The 24086-nt window shown below is 68.1% G+C and carries 21 protein-coding genes and 1 tRNA gene; 11 read left to right on the forward strand and 11 right to left on the reverse strand.

From position 1 onward, the window contains the following. Positions 1-192 precede the first annotated feature (192 nt). Both ppc and AC07YR_RS08270 read left to right on the forward strand, forming a co-directional pair. Positions 193-3057 (forward strand): phosphoenolpyruvate carboxylase, encoded by a 2865-nt coding sequence (ppc, locus tag AC07YR_RS08265; RefSeq protein ID WP_494733671.1) that lies wholly within the window; start codon positions 193-195, stop codon positions 3055-3057. A 111-nt stretch (positions 3058-3168) separates the two neighbouring features. Then, positions 3169-3474, forward strand: a complete 306-nt coding sequence (locus tag AC07YR_RS08270) for a hypothetical protein (RefSeq protein WP_055800854.1) — start codon at positions 3169-3171, stop codon at positions 3472-3474. Between the two features lie 13 nt (positions 3475-3487). Here the strand turns inward: AC07YR_RS08270 and AC07YR_RS08275 are convergent, their stop codons facing one another. Beyond that, complete coding sequence (locus AC07YR_RS08275) at positions 3488-4147, reverse strand: DedA family protein (RefSeq protein ID WP_235505759.1); 660 nt, start codon at positions 4145-4147, stop codon at positions 3488-3490. A 55-nt stretch (positions 4148-4202) separates the two neighbouring features. Further along, positions 4203-5147 carry an RluA family pseudouridine synthase gene (locus AC07YR_RS08280; protein ID WP_494733722.1) on the reverse strand — a complete coding sequence of 315 codons (945 nt, stop codon included), beginning with the start codon at positions 5145-5147 and terminating at the stop codon, positions 4203-4205. A 268-nt stretch (positions 5148-5415) separates the two neighbouring features. On the opposite strand from AC07YR_RS08280, the gene AC07YR_RS08285 reads away from it, so the two are divergent. After that, complete coding sequence (locus AC07YR_RS08285) at positions 5416-6048, forward strand: winged helix-turn-helix domain-containing protein (RefSeq protein WP_055800845.1); 633 nt, start codon at positions 5416-5418, stop codon at positions 6046-6048. Continuing rightward, entirely contained in the window at positions 6041-6733 is a 693-nt protein-coding gene (locus AC07YR_RS08290; protein ID WP_494733672.1) for an SRPBCC family protein, read from the forward strand. The genes AC07YR_RS08285 and AC07YR_RS08290 overlap by 8 nt, the downstream gene beginning before the upstream one ends. A 117-nt stretch (positions 6734-6850) precedes the next feature. Here AC07YR_RS08290 and yczR read toward each other — a convergent pair whose 3' ends face one another. Then, positions 6851-8341, reverse strand: coding sequence for a MocR-like transcription factor YczR (gene yczR / locus AC07YR_RS08295; RefSeq protein WP_494733673.1), 1491 nt, complete (start codon positions 8339-8341; stop codon positions 6851-6853). Positions 8342-8402: 61 nt separating this feature from the next. Here yczR and yczE point away from each other — a divergent pair, with 61 nt between their 5' ends. Then, positions 8403-9059 (forward strand): membrane protein YczE, encoded by a 657-nt coding sequence (gene yczE, locus AC07YR_RS08300; RefSeq protein WP_494733674.1) that lies wholly within the window; start codon positions 8403-8405, stop codon positions 9057-9059. Here yczE and AC07YR_RS08305 read toward each other — a convergent pair. The 3 genes from AC07YR_RS08305 to AC07YR_RS08315 all read right to left on the reverse strand — a co-directional run bounded on the left by AC07YR_RS08305 (position 9014) and on the right by AC07YR_RS08315 (position 16590). Further along, positions 9014-9853, reverse strand: coding sequence for an Fpg/Nei family DNA glycosylase (locus AC07YR_RS08305; RefSeq protein WP_494733675.1), 840 nt, complete (start codon positions 9851-9853; stop codon positions 9014-9016). The genes yczE and AC07YR_RS08305 overlap by 46 nt on opposite strands. Continuing rightward, on the reverse strand, positions 9846-14948 hold the full coding sequence (locus tag AC07YR_RS08310) for a DNA glycosylase AlkZ-like family protein (RefSeq protein ID WP_494733676.1): 5103 nt from the start codon (positions 14946-14948) through the stop codon (positions 9846-9848). The genes AC07YR_RS08305 and AC07YR_RS08310 overlap by 8 nt, the downstream gene beginning before the upstream one ends. Positions 14949-15087: 139 nt before the next feature. Beyond that, positions 15088-16590 (reverse strand): FAD-dependent oxidoreductase, encoded by a 1503-nt coding sequence (locus AC07YR_RS08315; RefSeq protein ID WP_494733677.1) that lies wholly within the window; start codon positions 16588-16590, stop codon positions 15088-15090. A 125-nt stretch (positions 16591-16715) separates the two neighbouring features. Here AC07YR_RS08315 and AC07YR_RS08320 point away from each other — a divergent pair, with 125 nt between their 5' ends. Continuing rightward, on the forward strand, positions 16716-17186 hold the full coding sequence (locus AC07YR_RS08320) for a DUF4383 domain-containing protein (protein ID WP_494733678.1): 471 nt from the start codon (positions 16716-16718) through the stop codon (positions 17184-17186). A gap of 22 nt (positions 17187-17208) precedes the next feature. On the opposite strand, the gene AC07YR_RS08325 is transcribed toward AC07YR_RS08320, so the two are convergent. Further along, positions 17209-17598 carry a DUF4232 domain-containing protein gene (locus tag AC07YR_RS08325; protein WP_494733679.1) on the reverse strand — a complete coding sequence of 130 codons (390 nt, stop codon included), beginning with the start codon at positions 17596-17598 and terminating at the stop codon, positions 17209-17211. Between the two features lie 16 nt (positions 17599-17614). Here AC07YR_RS08325 and AC07YR_RS08330 point away from each other — a divergent pair, with 16 nt between their 5' ends. Beyond that, on the forward strand, positions 17615-17842 hold the full coding sequence (locus AC07YR_RS08330) for a hypothetical protein (protein ID WP_494733680.1): 228 nt from the start codon (positions 17615-17617) through the stop codon (positions 17840-17842). A gap of 108 nt (positions 17843-17950) precedes the next feature. Here the strand turns inward: AC07YR_RS08330 and AC07YR_RS08335 are convergent, their stop codons facing one another. Beyond that, a complete protein-coding gene (locus tag AC07YR_RS08335) occupies positions 17951-18739 on the reverse strand; it encodes a YcnI family copper-binding membrane protein (RefSeq protein WP_494733681.1) in 789 nt (262 codons plus the stop codon). A gap of 140 nt (positions 18740-18879) precedes the next feature. Continuing rightward, positions 18880-19512, reverse strand: coding sequence for a hypothetical protein (locus AC07YR_RS08340; RefSeq protein ID WP_494733682.1), 633 nt, complete (start codon positions 19510-19512; stop codon positions 18880-18882). A gap of 408 nt (positions 19513-19920) precedes the next feature. On the opposite strand from AC07YR_RS08340, the gene AC07YR_RS08345 reads away from it, so the two are divergent. Beyond that, the gene (locus AC07YR_RS08345; protein WP_055800810.1) at positions 19921-20259 is read left to right on the forward strand and encodes a hypothetical protein; all 339 of its coding nucleotides are present in this window, start codon (positions 19921-19923) and stop codon (positions 20257-20259) included. A 29-nt stretch (positions 20260-20288) separates the two neighbouring features. On the opposite strand, the gene AC07YR_RS08350 is transcribed toward AC07YR_RS08345, so the two are convergent. Further along, positions 20289-20900 carry an adenylate kinase gene (locus AC07YR_RS08350; protein ID WP_494733683.1) on the reverse strand — a complete coding sequence of 204 codons (612 nt, stop codon included), beginning with the start codon at positions 20898-20900 and terminating at the stop codon, positions 20289-20291. Positions 20901-21310: 410 nt separating this feature from the next. Continuing rightward, positions 21311-21400, reverse strand: a tRNA-Ser gene (locus AC07YR_RS08355). 106 nt (positions 21401-21506) lie between these two features. Between AC07YR_RS08355 and AC07YR_RS08360 the strand changes: the two genes are divergently transcribed. Genes AC07YR_RS08360 through AC07YR_RS08370 form a run of 3 tightly spaced genes read left to right on the forward strand, consistent with a single transcriptional unit; the run spans position 21507 to position 24083 of the window. Next, on the forward strand, positions 21507-22547 hold the full coding sequence (locus AC07YR_RS08360) for a zinc-dependent alcohol dehydrogenase (protein ID WP_494733684.1): 1041 nt from the start codon (positions 21507-21509) through the stop codon (positions 22545-22547). Between the two features lie 3 nt (positions 22548-22550). Beyond that, on the forward strand, positions 22551-22949 hold the full coding sequence (locus AC07YR_RS08365; RefSeq protein WP_436056656.1) for a 6-pyruvoyl trahydropterin synthase family protein: 399 nt from the start codon (positions 22551-22553) through the stop codon (positions 22947-22949). A gap of 6 nt (positions 22950-22955) precedes the next feature. Next, positions 22956-24083, forward strand: coding sequence for a glycosyltransferase family 4 protein (locus tag AC07YR_RS08370; protein WP_494733685.1), 1128 nt, complete (start codon positions 22956-22958; stop codon positions 24081-24083). Positions 24084-24086 lie beyond the last annotated feature (3 nt).

Genomic DNA, 24086 nt, shown 5'->3' on the forward strand with positions numbered 1-24086 from the left:
CGCCCCCCCCCCCCCCCGCGGCGGCGCCTAATAAAGCAGGGGCCGCCGCGGACGTCAAGGGCACGAACACTATCTGAGACGAATTCCCACGCCGCAACAGTGCCGGGTAACATCCCATAGGAACACGTAACCCGGCTCACAGTATCCAGCGCAGTGTACGAGCCAAGTCCGAACCCTCGAAAGATAGTTTCCATGGCTGACACTGCAGTAAATCCAGGCTCCCATCTCGCAGCAGGCGCTGACACGGCGGGCCCCGATGCCAGCAGCGATCTTGCGTCCGAACTCCGGGCGGACGTCCGTCGCGTCTCCACCCTGCTGGGCGAATCGCTGGTCCGCCAGCACGGGCCCGAGCTCCTCGACCTCGTGGAGCAGGTCCGCCTCCTGACCAAGGAATCCAAGGAAGCCGCCCGCGGCGGCGCGGATGCCACCGGCCCCTGGAGCTCGCACGACGTCGTCGCCCAGGTCCGCGAACTTCTCGGCTCCCTGCCGATTGACCAGGCCACCGACCTGGTCCGCGCTTTTGCGTTCTACTTCCACCTGGCCAACGCCGCCGAACAGGTCCACCGGGTCCGCGGACTGCGGACCCGGCAGGAAAAGGACGGCTGGCTGGCGAAGGCCGTGGAAGAGATTTCCGGCCAGGCCGGACCTGCAGTGCTCCAGGAAGTGGTCAATGAACTGGATGTCCGTCCCATCTTCACGGCCCACCCCACCGAGGCGTCCCGCCGCTCCGTTCTGGACAAGATCCGCCGGCTTTCCGACGTCCTGGCAGTTTCCACCGAGGAAGGCACTTCGGCCCGCCGCCGCCAGGACCGTCAGCTCGCCGAAGTGATCGACCAGATGTGGCAGACGGACGAGCTCCGCCAGGTCCGGCCCACCCCGGTGGATGAGGCCCGCAACGCCATCTACTACCTCAACAGCATCCTCACCGACGCCATGCCGGAGATGCTCTCGGACCTCTCCGAACTGCTGGCCGAACACGGAGTCACGCTGCCGTCGCAGAAGGCGCCCCTCCGCTTCGGCTCCTGGATCGGCGGCGACCGCGACGGCAACCCCAACGTCACCGCCGCTGTCACCCGCGAGATCCTCCAGATCCAGAACCAGCACGCTGTCCGCATCAGCATCGCGATGATCGACGAGCTCATCGCCATCCTGTCCAACTCCACGGCACTGGCCGGGGCGGACCAGGAACTGCTGGACTCGATCGACACTGACCTCAAAAACCTGCCGGGCCTGGACCGCCGGGTGCTGGAACTCAACGCCCAGGAGCCCTACCGGCTCAAGCTCACCTGCATCAAGGCCAAGCTGCTCAACACGGCCAAGCGCGTCGCGGCCGGCTCCTCACACGAGCCGGGCCGGGACTACACCTCAACCGCGGGCGTCCTCGCCGAGCTTGGACTGCTGGAGGACTCGCTCCGCAACCACCACGCCGGACTGGCTGCCGACGGTGCCCTCGCACGGGTGCGCCGCGCCATCGCCTCCTTCGGGCTGCACCTCGCCACCCTGGACATCCGCGAGCACGCCGACCACCACCATGACGCCGTCGGACAGCTCATGGACCGCCTTGGCGGCCCCGGTGTGCGGTACTCCGAACTCAGCCGCGCCGAGCGCCTGGAAGTGCTGGGGGCGGAACTGGGCTCCCGCCGTCCGCTGTCCGGCCACCCGATTAAGCTCGACGGCGTCGCTGACGGCACGTACGACGTCTTTCGTGAGATCCGCCGCGCCCTGAAGACCTACGGCCCGGACGTCATCGAGACGTACATCATTTCGATGACCCGCGGGGCCGACGACGTCCTGGCCGCTGCGGTGCTGGCCCGCGAAGCAGGACTGGTCAGCCTCTTCGGTGAGGCGCCGTACGCCAAGATCGGGTTCGCGCCGCTGCTGGAAACGGTGGAGGAGCTGCGGGCTTCGGCGGAGATCGTGGACCAGCTGCTGTCCGATCCGTCCTACCGGGAACTCGTCCGGCTGCGCGGCGACGTGCAGGAAATCATGCTTGGCTACTCGGACTCGAACAAGGAATCCGGCGTGATGACCAGCCAGTGGGAGATCCACAAGACCCAGCGGAAGCTGCGCGACGTCGCGGCCAAGCACGGCGTCCGGGTGCGCCTCTTCCACGGCCGCGGCGGTTCCGTGGGCCGCGGCGGCGGACCCACCTACGACGCGATCATGGCCCAGCCGAACGGTGTCCTCGAAGGTGAAATCAAGTTCACCGAGCAGGGCGAAGTCATCTCGGACAAGTACTCGCTGCCCGAGCTGTCACGCGAAAACCTGGAGCTTTCGCTCGCTGCCGTGATGCAGGGTTCCGCACTGCACCGCACCCCGCGCACCTCCGAGGACCAGCGCGAGCGCTACGGCCACGTCATGGAGACCATCTCCGATGCCGCCTTCGCCCGGTACCGCTCGCTCATTGACGATCCGGATCTGCCGGCCTACTTCATGGCCTCCACCCCGGTGGAACAGCTCGGCTCCCTGAACATCGGCTCGCGTCCGTCCAAGCGGCCGGACTCGGGCGCAGGACTGGGCGGGCTGCGCGCCATCCCGTGGGTCTTCGGCTGGACCCAGTCGCGGCAGATTGTGCCGGGCTGGTTCGGCGTCGGTTCCGGTCTGAAGGCCGCCCGCGAAGCCGGCAACACGGATCAGCTTGTGGAAATGATGGAGCGCTGGCACTTTTTCCGCTCGGTGCTGTCCAACGTGGAAATGACGCTGGCAAAGACGGACATGGACATTGCCGGCTACTACGTTTCCACGCTGGTCCCGAAAGAGCTGCACCACCTGTTCCGGGCCATCCGGGACGAATACGAACTCACCGTCACGGAGATCCAGAACCTCACCGGCGAGCACGTGCTCCTCGACGCTCAGCCAACCCTTAAGCGTTCCTTGGAGATCCGCGACCAGTACCTGGATCCCATCAGCTACCTTCAGGTGGAACTGATGCGCCGCATCCGGGCCGAAGGTTCCGAGGGCGAAAGCATGTCCGGGGCCGAGATCGATGAGCGCCTCCAGCGGGCCATGCTCATCACCGTCAACGGCGTAGCAGCCGGCCTCCGCAACACCGGATAGTCCCACTCGTCCGATGCCCGGGACGGTTAGCGCGAACGGGCAGATAAGGCCCTGCGGACGAGGATCTGCGGGCGTTATCTGCCCGTTCGCGCTGACGCTAGGGTGGATTCCATGCCTTCGTTCCAGACAAGACTTAAGATCACCGGGCTGAAGCCTGGCAACGCTCCCGAGGCCGTGATGGCCGCCGCCGTCGAAGCCCTCGGAACAAGGCACCACGTGGAGTCCAACCAGTTGCAGATCGCCGGCGGAGTGCCGGAACTGAACCTCCGCTTCCTGGTGGAGGCAACCGAGTACACCGGGGAGAACAACCAGGCGCGGGAGTCGGCAGCGATGATGCGCGACGCCGTCGAACGCGTTGCGGTGACCGGTGCACTTCTTGTGCTCCGCCGCAGCCGCGGCCGTTGGGCTCCCGTCTGACCTGGTTTCCCGTTTAGCCCGAAGGCGCTGCGTCCGGGCTTGGGTCGTCGGCCGGCTCGTCCACCGGGGACCGGCTGCCGCGGCGGCGGGTGACAATCATGCCCACCACCGCGCCGATCACCAGTCCGACGGCGACGCCGATCAGCGAGCTCGCCCAGAACGGCAGCTTGGTGGCGGAGCCCGTGAAGTAGCCGAGCCCCGTGAGCCAGGTGCCCCAGAGAACTCCGCCCACGGCGGCGCAGAAGCTGAACGCGCGGGTGGTGACGTCGGCGATGCCGGCAGCGGCCGACGTCGCCAGCCGGCCGCCCGGAATGAACCGCACGCCGATGATGGCCCCGTATGTGGTGGACCGGCCCGCCTTGGCGATGGCCGCGTGGATGCCGCGGTGGAATTTACGGCCCCACCGCCACCGGTCCAGGACATGGCTCAGGCGGCGCTTGAACAGCTGGAACACCACAACGTCGCCGATCCACGACGCCAGTGCGGCAAGGAATCCCACCAGCAGAAAGTTGGCGCGGCCCTCGGCGGACAACGCTCCGCCCGTGATCACCACCATTTCGGAGGGCACCGGCGGGAAGATGGCGTCGCCAAGGACGATGGGGATGATCCAGAAATAGATCGCGGCGCCCCAGGTGTCAGCGTTGGCGAGGTCCATGGGCACAAGGTACCTCATTTTTGCGCCTCGGGCGGGCCAGTGATGTCTTACTTACGCCAGTCTCAGGCCGGGGCTACGCAGGAGCTTCGCTGAGCTGGAGCCTGCTGCGGTACTCCACCGGCTGCTGGGTGATGGGGTCGACAAAACGGATCCCGCGGGCCAGGAGCTGGAGCGGCCGGGTGTAGTCGTCCGGCGCCTTGTCCAGCAGTTCGGGGTAGAAGGCATCGTTCACGATCCCCAACCCGAGGGACGCCATGTGCACCCTGAGCTGATGGGTCTTTCCCGAGTGCGGCTCAAGCCGGTACAGCGCCCGCCGTTCCGGGGCACCTGGTGAAGTGCCGGCGTCGTACGTTTTCATCACGTCGATCCGGGTTTCCGCATTCGGTTCGCCGTCGACGACTTCGGCGAGCAGGTAGCTGCGGGACTTGGTCATGCGGTTCCGCACCACCACGGGGAACTCGACGGCGGGATGTCCCGCTGCCGGTTCCGCGGCGGACACGCACTCGTACTCCTTCTGGACCTGGCGCTTCTCGAACAGCACCTGGTACCTGCCGCGGGTCTCCGGGTTGGTGGAGAGCAGGAGGATGCCGGCCGTCATCCGGTCCAAACGGTGCATGGGGATCAGGTCCGGGAGGTTCAGCTGGTTCCGGAGCCGCACTAGGGCCGACTCCTGGATGTAAGTGCCGCCCGGGGTGGTCGGCAGGAAATGAGGCTTGTCCACTACCAGGATGTGGTCGTCCTGGTGCAGGATGTTCAACTCCACGGGCAGGCGGGTCTCCGGCGGGAGGGTGCGGTAGTACCAGATGAAGGTGTGGTCCTCGAGCCTGGTCCGCCTGTCCAGGGGGATGCCGCCTTCGCCCACAATCTCGCCGGCGTCGAACCGGTCCTCGATGCCCTGCGGGTCGATGTGGCCCCAGCGGTGCATCATGTAGTCCATTGCGGTGTCCCACGGCCCCTCGTCCGGGAGGCGCAGGCGGGTCGCGTTCACGCCGTCGCGCACGGGGAGGGGGGATTGCATCACCGGTCCATTCTACCGGGGTGGCGCCCGGTGTCCCTCGGCCCGGCAGCTCTGCCCCCGCGCGGCTCGGCCTCTCGCGCCTCTCGGCCCCGCGCCTCTCGGCCCCGCGCGCCTCAGCCCCGCGCGGCCCGGCCCCGCGCGCCGAATTCGCCGGAACCATGCCCGGATCGCCGGAAAATTCCGGCGACCCCGCACGGTTCCGGCGAACTCGGCACCGACGGTAAAAAAGTTCTTGACAAATAAAATTGTCGGTGGCGATACTTAAACCATGTTGGACATCGAAGTGATCGAGGACCCGGCGGCGGCGGAAGCCTCACTGGACCCCATCCGGACCCGCATCCTCCAGGAGCTTGCGGAGCCCGGCTCGGCCACCCAGCTCGCCGCGAAAGTAGGGCTGCCGCGGCAGAAGGTGAACTACCATCTCAAGGCGCTGGAGCGGCACGGCCTGGTGGAGCTGGTGGAGGAGCGCCGCAAGGGCAACGTCACCGAGCGCGTGCTTCAGGCCACGGCCGCTTCCTATCTCATTTCGCCGGCGGCCCTGGCCTCCGTGGCGCCGGATCCGCACCGTTTCGCGGACCGGTTCTCCGCCTTCTGGCTCCTGGCGCTCGCCGGGCGCATGGTCCAGGAAGTGGGGAAGCTGATTGCCGGGGCCGCGGCCGCACGGCAGAAACTCGCCACGTTCGCCATCGACGGCGAAATCACCTTCCGCACCGCCGCGGACCGGGCCGCGTTCGCCGAAGAACTCGGCGTCGCGGTTACCCGGCTCGTGGACAAGTACCACGACGGCGGCGGGACGGGCGGGCGGAAGCACCGGATCGTCGTCGCGCTTCACCCGGCACTCAAAGAACCAAAACAAACCACCCCGTCCGGGGAAAAGGAACAGGAGCAGGACAATGACTGACAACCGGAAATTCGAGATTGTTTACGACACCGAGCTGCCCGGCACCCCGGAGCGCGTCTGGGAAGCCGTCACCAACGGGACGCCCTGCTGGATGTTCCCCACGGACCAGTGGCCGGCCGTGAAAACCGTGGAGGAGTATCCGCAGCACCTGGTGTCGCGCATGGACGGACCGGACGGCTGGTTCAACCAGCTGGAGCACGTCCTGGAACCGCTCGACGGCGGCCGGGCCAGGCTGCATTACGTGCACAGCGGCATCTTCGCCGACAACTGGGACGAGCAGTACGACGGCGCCAGCAAGCACACCGAGTTCTACCTCCACACCCTGGGCCAGTACCTGGAATACTTCGACGGCCGGCCCGTGGTGTTCACGGACATCCAGGGTCCCGCGGCCTCGCAGGTCCAGGACGGCTTCGTGCAGCTGAAGAAGGCGCTGGGCGTGGATGCAGCCTCGCAAGGGGACACCTTTGATGTGGAGCTCGACGGCGTCGGGCGGCTGACGGGGCAAGTGGACTTCGCCAACGAGAATTTCCTGGGCCTGCGCTCCGCGGACACGATGTACCGCTTCTTCGGCCGCAACGCCTTCGGCGCACCGGTGGGCATGACCGTCCATGACTTCAGCAGCGGCGGGGATTCCGAAGCCACGGCGAAGGCCTGGGGCGACTACCTCGGGAAGGTCTACGCGTAGGCGGCCCGTCGACCCGCAAGACGCGACGCGCAAAATACCTGACGATACGCAAAGTGCCTGGCGCTACCGGAATACCGGCGCGTCAGGCATTTTTGCGCGTCATCAATGAATGCCTGCTCAGGCGATGGCGACGGCGGGGGTGTGCCGGAGGCTGCGCCGGAGCTGCGGTGCGGCGCCGAGCTTCTCCTGGGCCGAGCGGAGCGCCCGCACCGACGTCTCCAATTGCCCGGGCGAAAGAGTGAAGGGGAGGCGCAGGTAGTGCTCGAAAGCCCCGCCAACGCCGAAACGGGGTCCGGCCGCCAGCCTCACGCCGAAATCCGGGCCGATGACCGTCAGTGCCGTGCTGATCGGCGCCGGGAGCCTGCACCACACGCTCAGCCCGCCGTCGGGCCGTTCCGGCTGCCAGTCGGGGAGGATGCCGCCGATCAGGTCCAGCAGCGCGGTCCGGTTCTCGCGAAGGTCTGCCAGCCGGGCCGGAAGCGGTTCGTCGAGGGACCGGACCAGGTGAGCCGCGGCCAGCTGTTCCACCACAGGTCCGCCCAGGTCCATGGTGGTACGGGCTGCGGCGAAGCGCCGGATCAGCGAACTTCCGGCCCGTATCCAGCCGGCCCGCAACCCCGCCCAATGCGACTTGCTCAGGGAGCCGATGGTGACCACTTCCGGACTGAAGGCCGCCAGCGGGGCCGTGTCCACGGCGTCGAGGTTCAGTTCGCGCAGTGTCTCGTCCACCACCAGCACCGTTCCCGCAGCGGCTGCGGCCCGGACCAGGCGGCGGCGCTGGGGATCGGACATCAGCCGGCCCGTCGGGTTGTGGAAGTCTGGCACCACGTATGCCATCTTGGGGCGCTGCTGCATCATGGCGGCCTCCATGCCGGACACGTCCCAGCCGCGGCCGTGGGGGAGGGCGACCGGCACGGGCCTGCAGCCGCTGGCCCGGATGGCATCCAGTGCGTGCGGGTACGTGGGGTGGTCCACCAGCACTTTGTCCTGCCGGCCGGCCAGGGTGCGAAGCACGATGTTCAAGGCGTGCTGAGCGCCCGACGTCACCAGGATCTGGTCCGCCGTAGTGGGGACGCCGGCCTCCATGTATCGGGCAGCGATCGCCTCGCGGAGTGGGGCAATGCCAATCGCGTCATAGCCAAAACCCGGCAGCAGGGCCGGCAGTTCCGTCAGTGCGGCGGCAAAGGCGCGGTGCACCACTTCGCCGCTGGCCGGCAGGGACGCATACGCGAGATCGAGCAGGCCCGGCGGGGCTGCCAGTCCCGGCGCGCCGGCCAGGGCGTTGGGGCTGATCAGCTCGGTTGCTCCCGGACCGCCTGCGCCTGCGGGCATCTGGCGGGGGATGCAGGTCCGGCCGCGGCTGCCCTGGCGGCTGCTCAGGAATCCCTGCTCGCGGAGGCTCGCATAGGCGGCCGTCACCGTGGTCCGGCTCACTCCCAGCGTTTCGGCCAGGGCGCGCTCGCTGGGCAGTGCCATATCCAAGGGGACGCGCCCATCCAGAACCAGGAGGCGTACGACGTCGGCCAGCTCGCGGTATGCCGGGGCGGCGCCGCGGTTCCATCCGCCCAGGAGGCGCATCAAGGCAGTGGGGTTCAGGGAGCCGGACATGTAGCCAGTATCTCAAACTGGATATGGATTGCAAGGCCAGTTCTGACGGAGGATGGACGTCATGATGACACGCAGACTCCTCCAACTGTTCACCGGCCTGGCCATGTACGGCATCTCGCTGGCCATGTTCATCCGCGCCGGCCTGGGCCTGGACCCCTGGGATGTTTTCCACCAGGGTCTTGCAGGAAAGACGGGCCTCTCTATTGGGGCGGTGGTGGTCATTGTGAGCTTCCTCGTCCTGCTCCTGTGGATTCCGCTCCGCCAGTGGCCCGGGTTCGGCACCTTGTGCAACGCCGTGCTGGTGGGGGTCTTTGCTGATGTGGGGCTGGCGCTGATTCCGGAGTTCTCACATCTGGGCGGCCAGATCGGCATGCTGGCGGGGGCGGTCCTGCTCAACGGGATCGCGTCGGCCTGCTACATTGGCGCACGCTTCGGCCCCGGCGCCCGCGACGGCCTCATGACCGGCCTGGCGCGGCGGACCGGGTGGTCGGTGCGGACGTCCCGGACGGGCATCGAAATCGTTGTCCTCGCAACCGGCTGGTTGCTGGGCGGATCCGTCGGAGTGGGCACGGTGGTCTACGCATTGGCCATCGGTCCTTTGGTGCAGTTGCTTTTGCCGCGGTTTACGGTGCCGGAGGCTTCCCGCCCGCTGCCGCCCGGGTCAGGCCCGGATCAGCCGGTTCCTGCCGGCGGCGGCTGGCAACTCGGGCACCAATAGATGTCCCGCTCTTCGGTGCCGGCCTGTGTGGCGAGCACACCGTGGCGGATGGGCGTACCGCATTTCAGGCACGGCTGGTGCTCACGGCGGTATACCCAGTATCCAGGCCGGCCGGCCATCCGGCCCACCGGCATTCCGCGCGGGTTAAGGACTGTGGTGCGCCGGCCCGGTCCGAGGTTGGCTTCCAGCAACTGTTTGGCGGTTGCCATCATGGCGGGCAGGTCGGTGACGTCGGAGACCGGAGCGGCGGGGTGGATGCCGGACAGGAAACAGGCCTCGCAGCGGTAGATGTTGCCGATGCCGGCGAGGTTGCGCTGGTCCAGCAGGGCCACGCCGATGGGAACGTCCGGCGCCGCGCGCAGCCGCCGTGCAGCCTCCTCCATGTCCCAGTCCGGCCCGAGCAGGTCCGGCCCGAGGTGTCCGACGACGGAGTCCTCGTCAGCCGTACGGACCACTTCCAGGATGCCGAGGGAAAACCCGACGGCGTCCGCGGTGGCTGTGCGGAGCACGCACCGGGCAGTGAACCCCGGTTTCCGCCAGCGTCCGCCGGGCGGGTAGACCTGCCACGCGCCTTCCATCTTCAGGTGCGAATGGATGGTCAGGCGTTCGTCAGCGGGACTCCGAAGGCGCATGAGGAGGTGCTTGCCGCGGGGCACCACCTCGTCCACAGTCCAGCCTGCCAGCTTCAGGGTGGCGAACCGGGGCACACGGAAATCGGAGGCAGTGAGCTGGTGTCCGGCCAGGGCAGCGTGAAGCTGCGCGGCCGCCCGCCAGACGGAGTCGCCTTCAGGCACGGATTCTCAGTCCTTTCGGGGTGGAATATGCGCCGGCGTGGGTCAGGGCTGCGGCCACGGGCGTGTCCAGGATGCCGTGGCCGTTGACCTTCTCCATGATGAGCTTATCCACGGCACCGCTCCGGACTACCCCGACCAGGGCAGCCGCGGCGGCGGCCAGAACCTCCGGGTCGTCGTCGAAGGCGAGCAGCGTCTTGCCGCCGCGTTCCACGTAAAGCGCCAACGCGCCGTCGACCATCACCACCAGGGCCCCGGCCTTCCGACCCGGGCGATGGCCGCTGCCGGCTTCGACGTTGAGCGCGGGCCACGGCAGGGCGGCGCCGTAGGGGTTGGCGGGGTCCGTCGCGGCAAGCGCCAGGGCAACGGGCTCCGGCTTCGCCAGCTGCGAGTCCTCCGAGTACGACCGCAGCCGGTCCACCGTGGCAGGAACCGCAAACTGGGCGGCGCCGAGGTGTTCAATGAAGTAGCCCCGGCGGCAGCGCCCGGACTCTTCCAGCCTGGCGAGGACTTTGTACATCAGGCCGAATCCACCCAGAATGTTCTCCGCCATGACGGAACCGCGCGTCACGACGCCGTACCGGTCCAGCAGCAGTTCGGCCGTGGCGCGGGCGTGGATGGTGGGGTCCAGTTCCGGCGGCGGGAGGGCCGACCACCGTCCGGCCGCCAGCGGCGGGGTGGGAGCGGCGCCGGTCACGGACCCATAGCGTCCGCCGGTCAGCCCGGCAGATCCCATGAGGCCCGTGCCGTGGGCGCGTCCCAGCCTGCTCATGCGCGGTGCGCGAGCCCGCGGGGCCCGGGCTACCTGCCGGTGCGCTGTGTGGCCACCGGCGATCATGGCTCGGACCGGAGCGAAGGTATCGCCGGTGATGCGGCCTGCCCACGCGAGGTCCCAGAGGGCTGCCACCACATCCTGGTCGCTGAGCACGGAGTCCATACCGCCGGCAATGTCCTTCAGCTGGCGGAAGAAATAGCCGCCACCGTTGTTCTGCAGGTGCTCCAGCAGCCGTTGCTGCGCGTCCCCGGGCTCGTAGTCCGGTGAAGGGTTGAGGGTGAGTTCGGCCGAGTCCGCGAGGTGCAGGCTCACCCAGCCGTCATTGCCGGGCAGCGCACCGGCGCCGGACCAGAGGACTTCTCCGGCGGCCATCAGTTCATCCAGCATGGCGGGCTGGTAGTCACTGATGCGGCCGGCGAGGACAAGCGGTTCCCACGCGGAGGCCGGAACCGGCACGCCGGAGAGCTGGTCGACGGCGGTAATGATGCCGTCCAGACCCCGCAGGGCGGACTGACCCCTGCCGCGTCCGGGGATCCGGACGTTTTGCCAGGCAGGGAGGAACCGTCCGTAGGCGGCGCCGTCCACCGGCTCCACTTCGGCCCGCAGCGCGGCCAGCGAGCGGCGGCGCAGTTTCCGCAGCACCTCGGCATCGCACCATTCACTGGTGCCGGCCAGCGTCGTGACCGAAGCGACCGGCGCAGCCGGGGCCGCAGCATCACCCGGTACTTCGGTTTCGAGGGCGGGTGCGGGCTGGTGTTCCGGCTGCGGGGCATGCGGCCGGAACTCGCCCTCCACCGCGCGGCCGTCCGCGGCGAGCCGCTTGAGCGCGGTGCTGACGACGGCGACGCCGAGTCCCAGCCGGGCCGCCGCTTCCGCTGCAGTGAACGGCCCGTGGGTGCGGGCGTAGCGGGAGACGAGGTCGCCCAGGGGATCGGCCACGGGCTCGATGAACGCCAGAGGCACCCCCATGGGCAGGGGCACACCGATGGCGTCCCGCAGGCGGGCGGCGTCCTCCACGGCCGCAAAGCGTTCGACGCCGCCGATGTTCACCCTGAGTGCGCGGTTGGCCCGCTGCAGGGCGGTGAGGTGGGCGACGGCGTCCGCCACCGGGGCGGGCTCAACCGCCGGGGCAGGCTCACCCACCGAGAGCGCGGCGGGCTCAGTCACCGGGGCAGGCCCAGCCGCCGGTTCCAGCCGCGCCGCCACTTCGTCGGGCGTCAGCGGTCCAAGGAGGCGCAACAGGTCCGCGACTCCCTCCATGCCCCGCACCCGGCGGTCCGGGGCCAGCCGCTGCAGTTCACGCTCGGTGGCTTCGATGACCTTGGCGTCCAGCAGTTCGCGCAGCTCCACCCGGCCCAGGAGCTCGTTGAGCAGGGTTGAATCCAGGGCCAGCGCGGCAGCCCGGCGCTCCGCAAGGGGCGAATCGCCCTCGTAAAGGAACTGGGCCACGTAGCCGAACAGCAGGGACTTCGCGAACGGGGAGGGCTGCTGGGTGGTGGTCTGGAGGATCCGCAGTTCGCGCCGCTCAATGGACGCCGCGATGTCCTTCAGTGCCGGGAGATCGTAGACGTCCTGCAGGCATTCGCGCACGGTTTCCAGCACGATCGGGAACGTCGGATACTTCCGGGCCACGTCCAGCAACTGCGCGGACCGCTGGCGCTGCTGCCACAGGGGCTGCCGCTTCCCGGGGTTCTGCCGGGGCAGCAGCAGCGCCCGGGCAGCGCACTCGCGGAAGCGCGAGGCAAAGAGGGCGCTGCCGCCCACTTCCGCTGTGACGATCTGCTCCAGCTCGTCGGGTTCGAAGAGGAACAGCTCGGCGCCCGGCGGCTCGTCCTCCATCATGGGCACCCGCAGCACAATGCCGTCGTCCGCGGCCATGGCGGAGCCGTCCATCCCGTAGCGCTGGTGCAGCCGCTGGCCAACGGCGAGGGCCCAGGGCGCGTGTACAGGCATGCCGAACGGGCTGTGCAGCACCACCCGCCAGTCGCCCAGCTCGTCATGGAACCGCTCCACCACCAGCGTGGTGTCGCTGGGGACCACTTCGGTGGCGAGCTTCTGTTCGGCGAGGTACTGGATCAGGTTGTTGGCGGCGAAGTCGTCCAGGCCGCTGGCTTTGCAGCGCTCGGTGGCGGGGCCGACGTCGGACGCGGACAGTTCGCGGACGAACGCGCCGAGGGCGCGGCCCAGGTCAACCGGCCGGCCCAGCGAATCGCCCTTCCAGAAGGGGAGCTTGCCCGGCTGGCCGAAGGCCGGGGAAACAAGGACGCGGTCGTGCGTGATGTCCTCGATCTTCCAGCTGGTGGCGCCCAGGGCAAAGATATCCCCCACCCGGGATTCGTAGACCATTTCCTCGTCGAGTTCGCCCACGCGCCGTCCGCCCTTGGCGGCGGATGCACCCGGGCTGGCAGCTTTGCCCTCGCTGGACGGCGACGAGGAGCCTTCCACCTCGGTGCCGATGATGTAGACGCCGAACAATCCGCGGTCCGGAATGGTGCCGCCGGATGTCACGGCCAGCCGCTGCGCCCCTGGCCGGCCTTCGATGGTGCCGGCATTGCGGTCCCAGATGATCCTCGGCCTGAGCTCGGCGAATTCGTCGGACGGGTAGCGGCCGGCCAGCAGGTCCAGGGTGGCCTCGAACGCCGAGCGGGGGAGGGACGCGAACGGGGCCGAGCGGCGGACAGTGGAGAACCATTCCTCCACGTCGATGGAGCCCAGCGCGGTGGCGGCCACTGTCTGCTGCGCCAGGATGTCCAGCGGGTTGGCGGGAACGCTGAGCCGTTCGATCTTGCCGCCCAGCATGCGTTCCACGGTGATGGCGGTGTGCACGAGGTCGGCGCGGTGCTTGGGGAACAGGACGCCCTGCGAGACTTCACCCACCTGGTGACCTGCGCGGCCCACCCGCTGCAGCCCGCTGGCCACGGACGGCGGCGACTCCACCTGGACCACCAGGTCCACGGCGCCCATGTCGATTCCAAGCTCAAGGGAGGACGTGGCAACAACGCACCGCAGCCGGCCCGACTTGAGGTCGTCTTCGATCAGCGCACGCTGGTCCTTGGAGACGGAGCCGTGGTGCGCCCGGGCCAGGACAGGGTCGGCGCCCGCGGTGCTGCCTGCCTGCGCCATCATGTGCGCGGGGGTTGCCGTGGACGTCGGCGTGCCGGCCCCCGCTGCCGGCACTCCGGCCGGTCCATCAGCTGGCGCTCGGCCGGGTCCACCCGCCGGCCCGCCGGCTGGCACCGCTTCGAAATCCGGTGCCCCGGCGCCGAATTCTCCCCAGCCGCCCGCCGCCACCAGCTGGCGTTCGGCATAGATCTCGTTGAGGCGTGCCGTCAGCCGTTCAGCCAGACGGCGCGAGTTGGCGAACACGATAGTGGACTGGTTGGCCATCACCAGGTCCACGATCTTTTCCTCAACATGTGGCCAGATGGATGCCGGCGGCTGCAGCCCGGAAGCGGGCCCGGAATCAAAGGCGCCGGCGGCCCCCTGCAGATCGGACATGTCCTCCACCGGCACGGAAACCGTCAGGTCCCAGTTCTTCTTCGACGGCGGTGCCACGATTTCCACCGGTGCGGAACCGGCCAGGAACTGGGCCACGAGTTCGCGGGGCTCCACAGTGGCCGAAAGGCCGATCCGCTGCGCGGGCTTGGGCAGAAGTGCGTCCAGGCGTTCCAGCGAGACGGCCAGGTGCGCGCCGCGCTTGGTGCCGGCAACGGCGTGGACCTCATCCACGATGATGGTGTCCACCTCGGCCAGTGTTTCCCGGGCCCTGGACGTGAGCATCAGGAACAGTGATTCCGGGGTGGTGATGAGGATGTCCGGCGGGTGGCTGAGCAGCGCGCGGCGGTCCGCCGTCGTCGTATCTCCCGAACGAACGCCCACGGTGATCAGCGGGGCTGGCAGGCCCAGCCTCTTGGCGGTCTGGGTGATCCCAATGAGCGGCGCGCGGAGGTTGCGTTCGACGTCGACGCCAAGCGCCTTCAGCGGCGAAATGTACAGGACGCGTGTTTTACGCTTGGGCGCCTTCGGCTTCCTGCCTTTGGCCGCCGGGTCGAGACCCGGCAGGGCTTCCGGCTCGGCGGGAGCGGATGACTGGAGGCGGTCGAGCGCCCAGAGGAATGCCGCGAGGGTTTTGCCGGATCCTGTCGGGGCGACCACCAGCGCATGCGAACCGGACGAGATGGCCTGCCAGGCGCCGATTTGTGCAGGCGTCGGTGCCGAAAAAGCGCCGAGGAACCACTCCCTGGTGGACTCGCTGAACCTGTCCATGGTCCGCGCGGATGGTGTCTCACCTAATGCGCCGCCGGCGGGCTCCTTTCCCTGCATTCCTCCATCATGCCTTACAGCACTGACACTATTGGCGGCACCCTCCAGGGCACCCACCACCGCACCCACTACGGCACGTTTCGCTGTTCCGGGCACGCCGCCGTCCGGCGGCGCCGGCAGCGGGACCGGTCCCGCCCGGTCAGTCAATCTGGCGGAGGTTCCGGGTGGCTGGTCCTTCCAGCACCGTCCCGTCGCTGCTGAAGCGGGAGCCGTGCAGCGGGCAGTCCCAGGACTTTTCGCTGTCGTTCCAGCGCACGATTCCGCCCAGATGCGTGCAGGCGGCGGACAGTTGGCATCGGACGCCGTCGACGGTGGACACGGCTACGGGTTTCCGCCCGCGACGGGTCACTCGGCCTGCCCCCTCAGGCGGTGGCTCGCGCGACTCATCCAGGCGCTTGAGTCCCACCTGCCCCCAGTCCCGTGCCACGGTGGCCGCAACGGCAGCATTAAGGGAGACCGCGGAGGCGGCCCCGGCCGGGGACGTGACCCGGTGGTGGATGATGCTGGCCCAGGGGAGCCGCGTGCCGAGGATGTCGGCGGTGATGTCCAGCGCCGCACCCACGGCGTTGGTCATGCCCCATTTGTTGTAGCCGGTGGCGAAATAGACCCGGCCCTGCCCCCGCGGGAGCTTGCCGAAGAACGGCATCAGGTTGGTGGCCTGGTAGTCCTGCGCGGACCAGGAGTGGGTGAGGCTGGCACCCGGGAACTGGGCCGTTGTCCATTCAACCAGGGTGTCGAGGTAGGCCTGCGCTGACCTGGCGCGGCCCACAGGGTGTCCGTTGCCACCCACCAGGAGCAGCCGGCGGCCGTCGCCGGGGTAGTCGCGCAGGGAACGGACCGGCTGCTCAACCGAAAGGAACATGCCGTCCGGCACGGCGGTTGTCCCAGGCAGTTCGAACGCCGCAGCATAGGACCGCAGGGCCTTGAGCTTGGCGAAATAGAGCCCGCGGTCCAGGACCGGTGTGCCGGTGGCGAGCACCACCTCCCGGGCGCGAACTGGGCCGTGATCGGTCTGGACCACCGCCGGACCCGGTCCCGTCAGTCCCCGGAGTCCGTTCAGCCGCACGCCGGAGACGATCTGTCCGCCATGCGAGCGGACGTCGTCCACCAGGGCGTCGATGACTTCCAAGGGATGGATCTGGGCCTGTCCGCGAACACGGACGGCACCTTTGACAAGGAAAGGCAGTCCGGGATCGGTGACGTACTCGGCCTCAATCCCGGCGGCCCGGGCAGCGGCCAATTCGAGGCGGAGGGTTTCGGTTCCGTCCGTGGACGTGGCGTAGGTGTAGGCATCGCGATGCTGGAACGGCACACTCCGCTCTGCCAGGTACCGGAGCAGCCATGCCTGGCCTTCGCGGTTCATCTCGACGTAGGCACCCACCACTTTCTCTGAATACTGCTGGCGCAATGCCGACAGCACGGTTCCCTGCAGCAGGGAAACCTTCGCCGTGGTGTTGCCGGTGGTGACGGCGCCCGGGCTCCGGGCTTCGACAACCAGCACTTTCTTGCCGGACCGGGCCAACAGCAAAGCGGCCACCAGCCCGGTCAGCCCGGCCCCTGCCACCACGGTGTCAACCGTGCTGCGGGGATGGAACTGGTCGCTGCGGAAGGAGTGGTTACGGTCCAACCAAAGCGAGGTCACAGTCCTGCCTGCCTTTCCCGGTCCCCGAAGACCCATGCCGTGGCGCTAGCGGCGGGACTCCGAAGGGGTTCATAAGTAGACTTATCATGTCATGAGCAGCGTGACCGGGGAACAGGAGCGGCACCATGAAAACATCCGAAGCCGCCAGGGCCCGATTCGGTTTGCGGAAGAACGTCCAGAAGTCATCACTTATCGCGGGGGCGGCGGTATTTGTGCTGGGCGTGCTGGGTTTCATCCCGGGCATCACCGCAAACTATGGCACGCTGGCGTTTGCCGGACACGGCTCGGAGGCCATGCTCCTTGGGGTCTTCCAAGTGTCCGCCCTCCACAACCTCATCCACTTGCTGTCAGGAGTGGCAGGTGTGCTGATGTCACGGCGCCCGTTGCCGGCCCGGAATTTCCTCATCGGCGCGGGGGTCGCCTACATGGTCCTTTGGACCGTCGGGCAGTTCCTGGCAATGGACTCGCCCGTGAACATCCTCCCCGTGAACAGCGCCGACAACTGGCTGCACCTCTTTCTGGGCTCGGCGCTGATCGGGTTCGGGGTTGCGTTCTCCCGCGATGCGCCCGCAAAGTTGCGGGAATTTCGGGCGTAGGTTCGGGAAGTCCCGGCAGGCCCTACCGGGCGTGGAACGCCCCGATGGTCAGCAGTTCGATCGCGTCGTTGCTGCACGCGGTCCGGGGTTCGGCGAGGAACAGCGAGGCGGTCTCCTCCGGCGGATAGATCCGGTAGCCGGCAGCCTCCGTAGGCGTGCAGTAGGTGTAATTTCCTGCCTGCGTGTAGCGCATGTCCGCGGCTCCGGCCTGCCCCGGAGCAAGCAGGACGTCTGCAACGGACGAGGACCCGTCCTGCCGGGCGGGGGCACCGATGGGGGCGCCGTTGGCGTCTGCGGTGAGGGACACTCCCGGGAAGCCCCGCAGAAGGCAGGGTTCGGTCCCGGAGTTGGTAAGGATGAGCTTGGAATAGACGCTGCCGGCGGCGCCGCCACCTGAGGAATCCGATGACACCGTCAGGTTGGCTGCCTTGCACCGTGACGGTCCCGCGGACGACGGCGACGTCGCCGACGAGGACGACGCCGGAGTGCTGGCCGCCTGGCTGTCGGCCGGGGTGGACGTGGCGGGCGGGGCGCTGGAAGTGGAAGCGCCCGCGGAGGTTCCCTGGGGCTGCGGCTGGCTGGGCCCGCATGCGGTGAGCAGGAAGGCGGCGGCCGCAACCGCCGTCGCGATGGCAAGTCCGTTTTTGATTGGCTGAGACCTCATGGGTCACACTTTATGCCCGCCGTTGCCTGAGTCAACGATGCCACGACCGCTGCAGCGGATTGATGCCCGGATTGTGATTTCCGGGCACCAATCCGGTGCGTTACTTTCCGGGTTCCGAGGGGGTTCCTGAAGCGGCGGCTGCGGCGGGTTTCCGGCTGCGGATCAGCGCCACCCCGCCCAGGGCGAGTCCTCCGACGCCGGCCACCAGGCCCGCCCAGCTGCGTGCCTGCGATCCGTCGTCCGCGCCGGAGCCCGTCACAGAGGAGGCCCGGGCGGTGTCTGCCGCTGTGTCTGTCGACGCCGACGCATGGCTGCCGTGTCCGTCGTCCGCGGCGGCCGTGACGGTGAGCGAGGGCGCAGGCGCCTTGAGCGAGTGCGGGTCCTGGCCGTCCTTGGCGATCTCGGACCAGTCCGTCTGCCCCTGTTCACAGTTTTGCAAGGTGGGGAAATGGAGGGTCTTGCCGGCGGTGTCGGGGAGCTTGACCGAGAGCACCAGGGCGTCCCGCAGCTCGGGGTTCAGCGGAGCCTTGGCGGTGTAGACAATCTTGCTGGTCCGCTTGGTGATGGTGGCGCCGTCGGCCAGCTTTTTCGGTTCGGGCAGCTGCTCCACCACTTTCTCCACGGTCCAGTTCGGGTTCACCGTGGGCTGGGCGTCGTTGAGCTCGTCGGGCAGCGTGATGGTCACCTTGGTGGTGCCCGATTCGTCGCAGCCGTGCGGGATCCCGAAGGTGAGCAGTGCGTAGGAGTTGGCGTCGGTCTTGTCCGGTGTGACGCCGACGTGTGCGGAGGCAGCCGTGACTCCCGCCAGCATGAGGGCTGCGGTGCCGCCGGCCGCAGCCGTAACGGAGAGGGTGCGGCGGAAGGACAGGCGTGAAGAAGACTTTTTCATTGGGGGCCTTTCAAGGGTGCACGTCGCACTAACAGCGGTGCACAAAACTAAGGATTGGGCGTCCGGGCGACTGTCGGACACCGCCCGGAAACGGACGGATCAGCAGGCAGGGCGGAGCCGGGAAAAAAGTGTCAGGAAAGTTAAAGCACGACGACGGCGGGTGGGCCGCGCAGGCAGTCGGCCCTGAGGTTTCGCCAGGGGAGAGGAGCCCAATCGGACGGCCAGCTGGCGTCGGCAGGTGCCGCGACGACGTCGGGCATGGCCGCTTCGGGAAGTTGAACGAGTGGCCGGAGCCACGCCGCAAGCGACCACAGGGCAGCTTCGCCCTTGGCCAGCAGGAGGGCGCAGGCGAGCGTGGCCAGGGCGTGTCCGGCCAGCATCAGGCCGGCAGTCCAGGCGGAATCGAACTGGTGCAGGTGGCTGGCGGTGCTGCCGGCGGTGTCCAGCGTGATGCCTGGCGGCCATGCAGTGGAGTGGTGTCCCGGGGCGGCGGGCTGTCCGGTGCCGGCCGGAGAGCTGAAGGCGCTGAACGCCTCATGGAGGACCAGTTGCCCGGCTCCCAGTAGCGAAGCCATTGCGGGGAAGTTCAGTTTGAGCCGGGTGGCCGCGGTGGCCGCCAATCCGGTGAGGGCCAGGACGGCTGCCATGATGCCGGGTGCCGGCAGTTCGCCGCCGCCAAGGACGTGGGCTGCAGCTGCGAGGGTAACTATCGTCGCGGCGACCATGGCCGCGCGGAGGGAATGGAAAGGAGTCCGGGCGTGGTGAGTGCGCACGGAGTCCTCCCTCGGTTCGGTTCGTTGCCTGTAATTCTAGCGGGGGAAGGTGATAGCCCGGCTAGTCTGTTTCGGGGCCCGAGCAATAGTGGCAGTCGTCGTCGCAGTGCGTGGTGCCGGAGGTGGCCTGCTGCGCGGCGTCCGAGCCTGTAGTGCTGCTCACCGAATTGTCCTGCAAAGTCACGATGGTCCCCGATGCCGTTTCTGAAGCCTGGTTGATTCCCGGTGCCGTCAACTGGTGGTCAGCGCCGACCTGATCCATCTAAGCCGCCGGCAGCGGGGCCACTCAATGGATGAAGTGCCGAGGCGGGGCGGAGCGAATTGTGCAGGCGCCCAGCAACCCCCTATGCCGCACCCGGAGCCCGGCCTAGACTGCTGGCATACGCAGCCAACCTCAAGGAGACAACCATGGACTATGCAGGTACGGGCAACGAGAAAGCGGTTGCGGCGGGCGAGCTTAACCGGACGCACGTCGGGCACACGGTCAGCTTCCAGCCGGACGAGTTCACGCTGGTGTTCGGCCGGATCGGGGCCATTGCGCGCAAAGAGGGCGGGGTGACCATCGCGCTGGACGGCGTTGACGGCGCGGGCGGCCTGCAGTCCCATTACAGCCTGCCTCCGACGCAGGATGTCTACGTCCAGCCGGACATGCTTACGAATACGGAGTCCACCATCAAGGATCTCTTCGGCAAGGTCCAGGACAACCTGCGCGGCCACAAGGGAGACCAGCGCCCCGACGCTCCGTAGCCTGGACGCTCCGTAGCCGCCGGCGCCGCTCAGTGCGGGGTAGCCGGGCCCGCTTCGGCGACGGCGGCGGGGAACGAGGCGCGGAGGGCCGCCAGCAACTGGCCGAAGACCTCGTCTTCGCTGCCCATGCCGTCCACGCTCAGGAGGATCCCGCGCTCGGAATACATCTCTGCCACCGGCTCCGTCTCCCGGTAGTACAGCTTCAGGCGGTGCCGGATGACCTCCTCGGTATCGTCGCTGCGTCCGGTAACGGTGGCGCGTTGGAGGACCCGGCGGACCAGCTCGGTGTCGTCGGCCGTCAATTGCAGTGCGACGTCCAAGGACTGCCCGGCGGCGGTAAGAATCGTGTCCAGTTCAGCCAGCTGGGCTGTGTTGCGGGGATATCCGTCCAGCAGGAATCCATCCTGCACGTCGGCCTGCTCCAGGCGGTCCCGCACCATGCGGTTTGTCAGGCCGTCCGGCACGAGGTCGCCCCCGTCCAGATGCTCCTTGACCTCCTGACCCAGCGGCGTCAGGTTCTTCACATGCTCACGGAACACATCGCCGGTGGACACACCCGGGATGCCGAGGTGCCGCGATAAGCGGTCCGCCTGGGTACCTTTTCCGCAGCCCGGAGGACCAATTATCAGCATTCGCAACATTGAGCCCGCTCCCTGGTGCCGTTGAAAGGTGTCCCACCATGGTGTCCGCCCGGTGGCGGCAGCACAAGGGACCGAGGCGGGACGCGCCGCCTGTTCCGTGTCCCAATTGTGAGCAAATCTTTCGGCGATCCTGCGCCTCGCGGACGTTTGCATGGGTAGCTTCGATACACCACTAGATGGAAGGTGTACCGAAATGACGATCACTGACTACTTCTCAGGCGTAGCCATCATGCTTGGATCCCTGATAGCGGCTGCAGGGCTATCAGCCGGGATCATCCGAGCCAGGTCCCACCATTAGGAGTCCTTCCCCGTCCGTCGCCATCGGGCACGGGGCGACACCTACCGAAGGGTAGTCCGGGCAAAGCAAAAGCCCCGGGTTTTCATCGAAGAAAACCCGGGGCTTCGCTACTTGGCGGTGACGGTGGGATTTGAACCCACGTTGGCTTTGACACCAAACAACATTTCGAGTGTTGCACCTTCGGCCGCTCGGACACGTCACCAACCTGAATAGGTTACCGGAGCAAGGCGCCCTTCCCCAAAACGAGGGCGCGCCGGGCAGTGAACGTCTTCCCCACGCACGCGCCGGGGACTAGATTCATAAGCAAGATGATCAACTCCCAGCCGCACTCCCAAGCCCGGTCACAAGCCGGTTCACAGGCCCGGTCCTATTGGACCGTCGGCCACGAAAAAGGCGAGCTCCGCACCGAGGAGCTGCCCGCACCGGGTCCCGGCGAAGCTTTGGTCCGTGCCCTGTACTCGGGAATCAGCAAAGGCACCGAAACGGTGGTTCACTGCGGCCAGGTGCCGCCGAGGGTTGCCGAACAAATGCGGGCCCCGCTTCAGGAGGGCTCCTTCCCTTCGCCGGTGAAGTTCGGCTACCTCTCCGTGGGGATAGTGGAAGCAGGCCCCGACGAATGGGTGGGCCGCACGGTGTTCTGCCTGCACCCGCACCAGGACCGCTACGTTGTTCCCGTCGAGTCCCTGACCGTGGTCCCGGAGAATGTCCCGGCCCGCCGGGCCGTGCTCACGGGAACTGTGGAAACCGCCGTCAACGCGCTGTGGGAGGCCGGGCCGCGCCTGGGCGACCGCGTGGCAGTGGTGGGCGCCGGACTCGTCGGCGGCATGGTGGCCACGCTCTTGCGTACCTTCCCGCTGCAACGGCTCCAACTCATCGACGTCGATCCCGGGAAGCGTGCCTTCGCCGACGCCCTCGGCGTCGAATTCAGCCACCCCGACGACGCCCTGGCCGACTGCGACATCGTCATCCATTGTTCAGCATCGCAGGAAGGGCTCGAACGGAGCCTTCAGCTAGTGGGCGACGAAGGGGACGTCATCGAGATGTCCTGGTACGCCGACCGCAAAGTCACCATTCCGCTGGGGGAGGACTTTCACGCCCGCCGGCTTTCCATCCGCGCCAGCCAGGTGGGCGTGGTGGCCCGCGCCCGCCGCCACCGCCGGACCAACGCAGACCGCCTCGCGCTCGCCGTGTCCCTGCTCAGCGATCCCGTCTACGACACGTTCCTGACGGGGACGTCACCCTTTGCGGAACTTCCCGCCGTCGTCCACGAACTGGCCGACGGGCGCCTGGACGCACTCTGCCACGTGATTGAATACCCTGCCGAACATCCCGACGAAGACACGAGGTAGCCCTTGTTCAGCCTGACCGTCCGCCGCCACTTCATGATTGCCCACAGCCTTCCCCGCGAGGTCTTCGGACCTGCCCAGGGCCTGCACGGGGCCACCTTCGTTGCGGAGGTGACCTTCCGCCGTCGGGCGCTGAACGACGATTCAATCGTCCTGGACATCGGGGCGGCCGGCGGGCTCATTGAAGAAGTGCTGGCCGGCCTGAACTACAAGAATCTGGACGAGCACCCTGACTTTGCGGGGAAGCTGACCACCACCGAGGCGCTGGCGCAATACATTGCCGAGGCTGTGGCGGCCAAGGTCCGCGGCAACGAGGACGGGCGGGAGCTGGCCGGCCTGGCCGTCACCCTGCGCGAGAATCCGGACGCCTGGGCGTCGTTCTCCCTTGACTTCGACGCCGAATAGCGGCTGATGACTGCGTCCGGCGCTAGCAGGGCGGCGATCCGGCTGATCGTTCCGGGCAATGTGCGGCACAACTCAGGGGGCAACGCCTACAACTCCGCACTGACCCGCGGGCTCACCGCCCTCGGAATGGACGTGGAAATCTGCCCCGTTGACGGCCACTGGCCGGTGGGCCGCGAGGAAGAACGACGGCGGCTGGCCGGAATGCTGCTCGGCGACGGCGGTGCCACGTCCCCGGCGCCTTCCAGCGCGCGGGTCACCATCGTGGATGGACTCGTTGCGCTGGGTGCGCCGGAGGCACTGGAAGCGGCCGCCGCCGCCGGAAGACCGGCCTGGATCCTCGTGCACATGACGTTGCCCGGGCACGCGGATCGGGAGGGGATGGCCTTGGCTGCCGCGGCTGGCGTCATCTGCGCGAGTTCGACGGCGGCCGCCGAGCTCCGGGGCCGCCACAGTTCGGCCGAGCGAAGCCCGGCCCGGATCCATATAGCGCTTCCGGGCACGTCCGCCGCTCCCCTGGCCGCCGGTTCCAGCCCGCCGCACCTCATAGCCGTGGCAGCCCTCCTGCCGAACAAGGACCAGCTCCTGCTGCTGGAGGCGCTCGCGGGGATCAGGGACCTGCCCTGGACCGCGTCCCTGGTGGGATCCGATTCGGCAGATCCCGCGTATGCGGAGTCCGTCCGGGGTGCCGTCATCAGGCTGGGGCTGACGGAGCGGGTCTCAGTCCCGGGGGAGCTCAGCGGGCCGACCCTCGATGCGGAGTGGGGCCGGGCGGATCTCAGCCTGCTCATTTCACGGGCAGAGGCGTACGGGATGGTGGTCACCGAATCCCTGGCCCGCGGGATCCCGGTAGTGGTCAGGGACGGCACCGGCGCGGTCGAGGCGCTCGCGGCCGGGTCGCCTGGCGGATCGGAAGCCCCCGACGACGGCGGGCCGCCCAATCTGCCGGGCGCCGCCGTCGTGCTCGGCGCGGACCCTGCCCCGATGGAAGCGGCACTGCGCACCTGGCTAACAGATCCCGGGCTTCGCTCCCGCTGGCGTGACGCGGCGCTGGCTGCGCGGACCCGGCTGCCGGGCTGGGACGTCACAGCCAGGACCGTGCTGGACGCCATTGCCGCAAGCGGACCCGGGAACTGAATG

The sequence above is a fragment of the Arthrobacter sp. GW460-12-1-14-TSB2 genome, assembly GCF_059423525.1.

Coding starts and splice junctions, on each gene's coding strand:
- AC07YR_RS08280 (WP_494733722.1), bottom strand. CDS start 5,147: ATGCAATCCCCCCTCCCCGTGCGCGACGGCGTGAACGCGACCCGCCTG.
- AC07YR_RS08275 (WP_235505759.1), bottom strand. CDS start 4,147: ATGAGGTACCTTGTGCCCATGGACCTCGCCAACGCTGACACCTGGGGC.
- AC07YR_RS08320 (WP_494733678.1), top strand. CDS start 16,716: ATGAAAACATCCGAAGCCGCCAGGGCCCGATTCGGTTTGCGGAAGAAC.
- AC07YR_RS08360 (WP_494733684.1), top strand. CDS start 21,507: ATGATCAACTCCCAGCCGCACTCCCAAGCCCGGTCACAAGCCGGTTCA.
- AC07YR_RS08350 (WP_494733683.1), bottom strand. CDS start 20,900: ATGTTGCGAATGCTGATAATTGGTCCTCCGGGCTGCGGAAAAGGTACC.
- AC07YR_RS08290 (WP_494733672.1), top strand. CDS start 6,041: ATGACTGACAACCGGAAATTCGAGATTGTTTACGACACCGAGCTGCCC.
- ppc (WP_494733671.1), top strand. CDS start 193: ATGGCTGACACTGCAGTAAATCCAGGCTCCCATCTCGCAGCAGGCGCT.
- AC07YR_RS08370 (WP_494733685.1), top strand. CDS start 22,956: ATGACTGCGTCCGGCGCTAGCAGGGCGGCGATCCGGCTGATCGTTCCG.
- AC07YR_RS08285 (WP_055800845.1), top strand. CDS start 5,416: ATGTTGGACATCGAAGTGATCGAGGACCCGGCGGCGGCGGAAGCCTCA.
- AC07YR_RS08310 (WP_494733676.1), bottom strand. CDS start 14,948: ATGCAGGGAAAGGAGCCCGCCGGCGGCGCATTAGGTGAGACACCATCC.
- yczR (WP_494733673.1), bottom strand. CDS start 8,341: ATGTCCGGCTCCCTGAACCCCACTGCCTTGATGCGCCTCCTGGGCGGA.
- AC07YR_RS08270 (WP_055800854.1), top strand. CDS start 3,169: ATGCCTTCGTTCCAGACAAGACTTAAGATCACCGGGCTGAAGCCTGGC.
- AC07YR_RS08335 (WP_494733681.1), bottom strand. CDS start 18,739: ATGAAAAAGTCTTCTTCACGCCTGTCCTTCCGCCGCACCCTCTCCGTT.
- yczE (WP_494733674.1), top strand. CDS start 8,403: ATGATGACACGCAGACTCCTCCAACTGTTCACCGGCCTGGCCATGTAC.
- AC07YR_RS08345 (WP_055800810.1), top strand. CDS start 19,921: ATGGACTATGCAGGTACGGGCAACGAGAAAGCGGTTGCGGCGGGCGAG.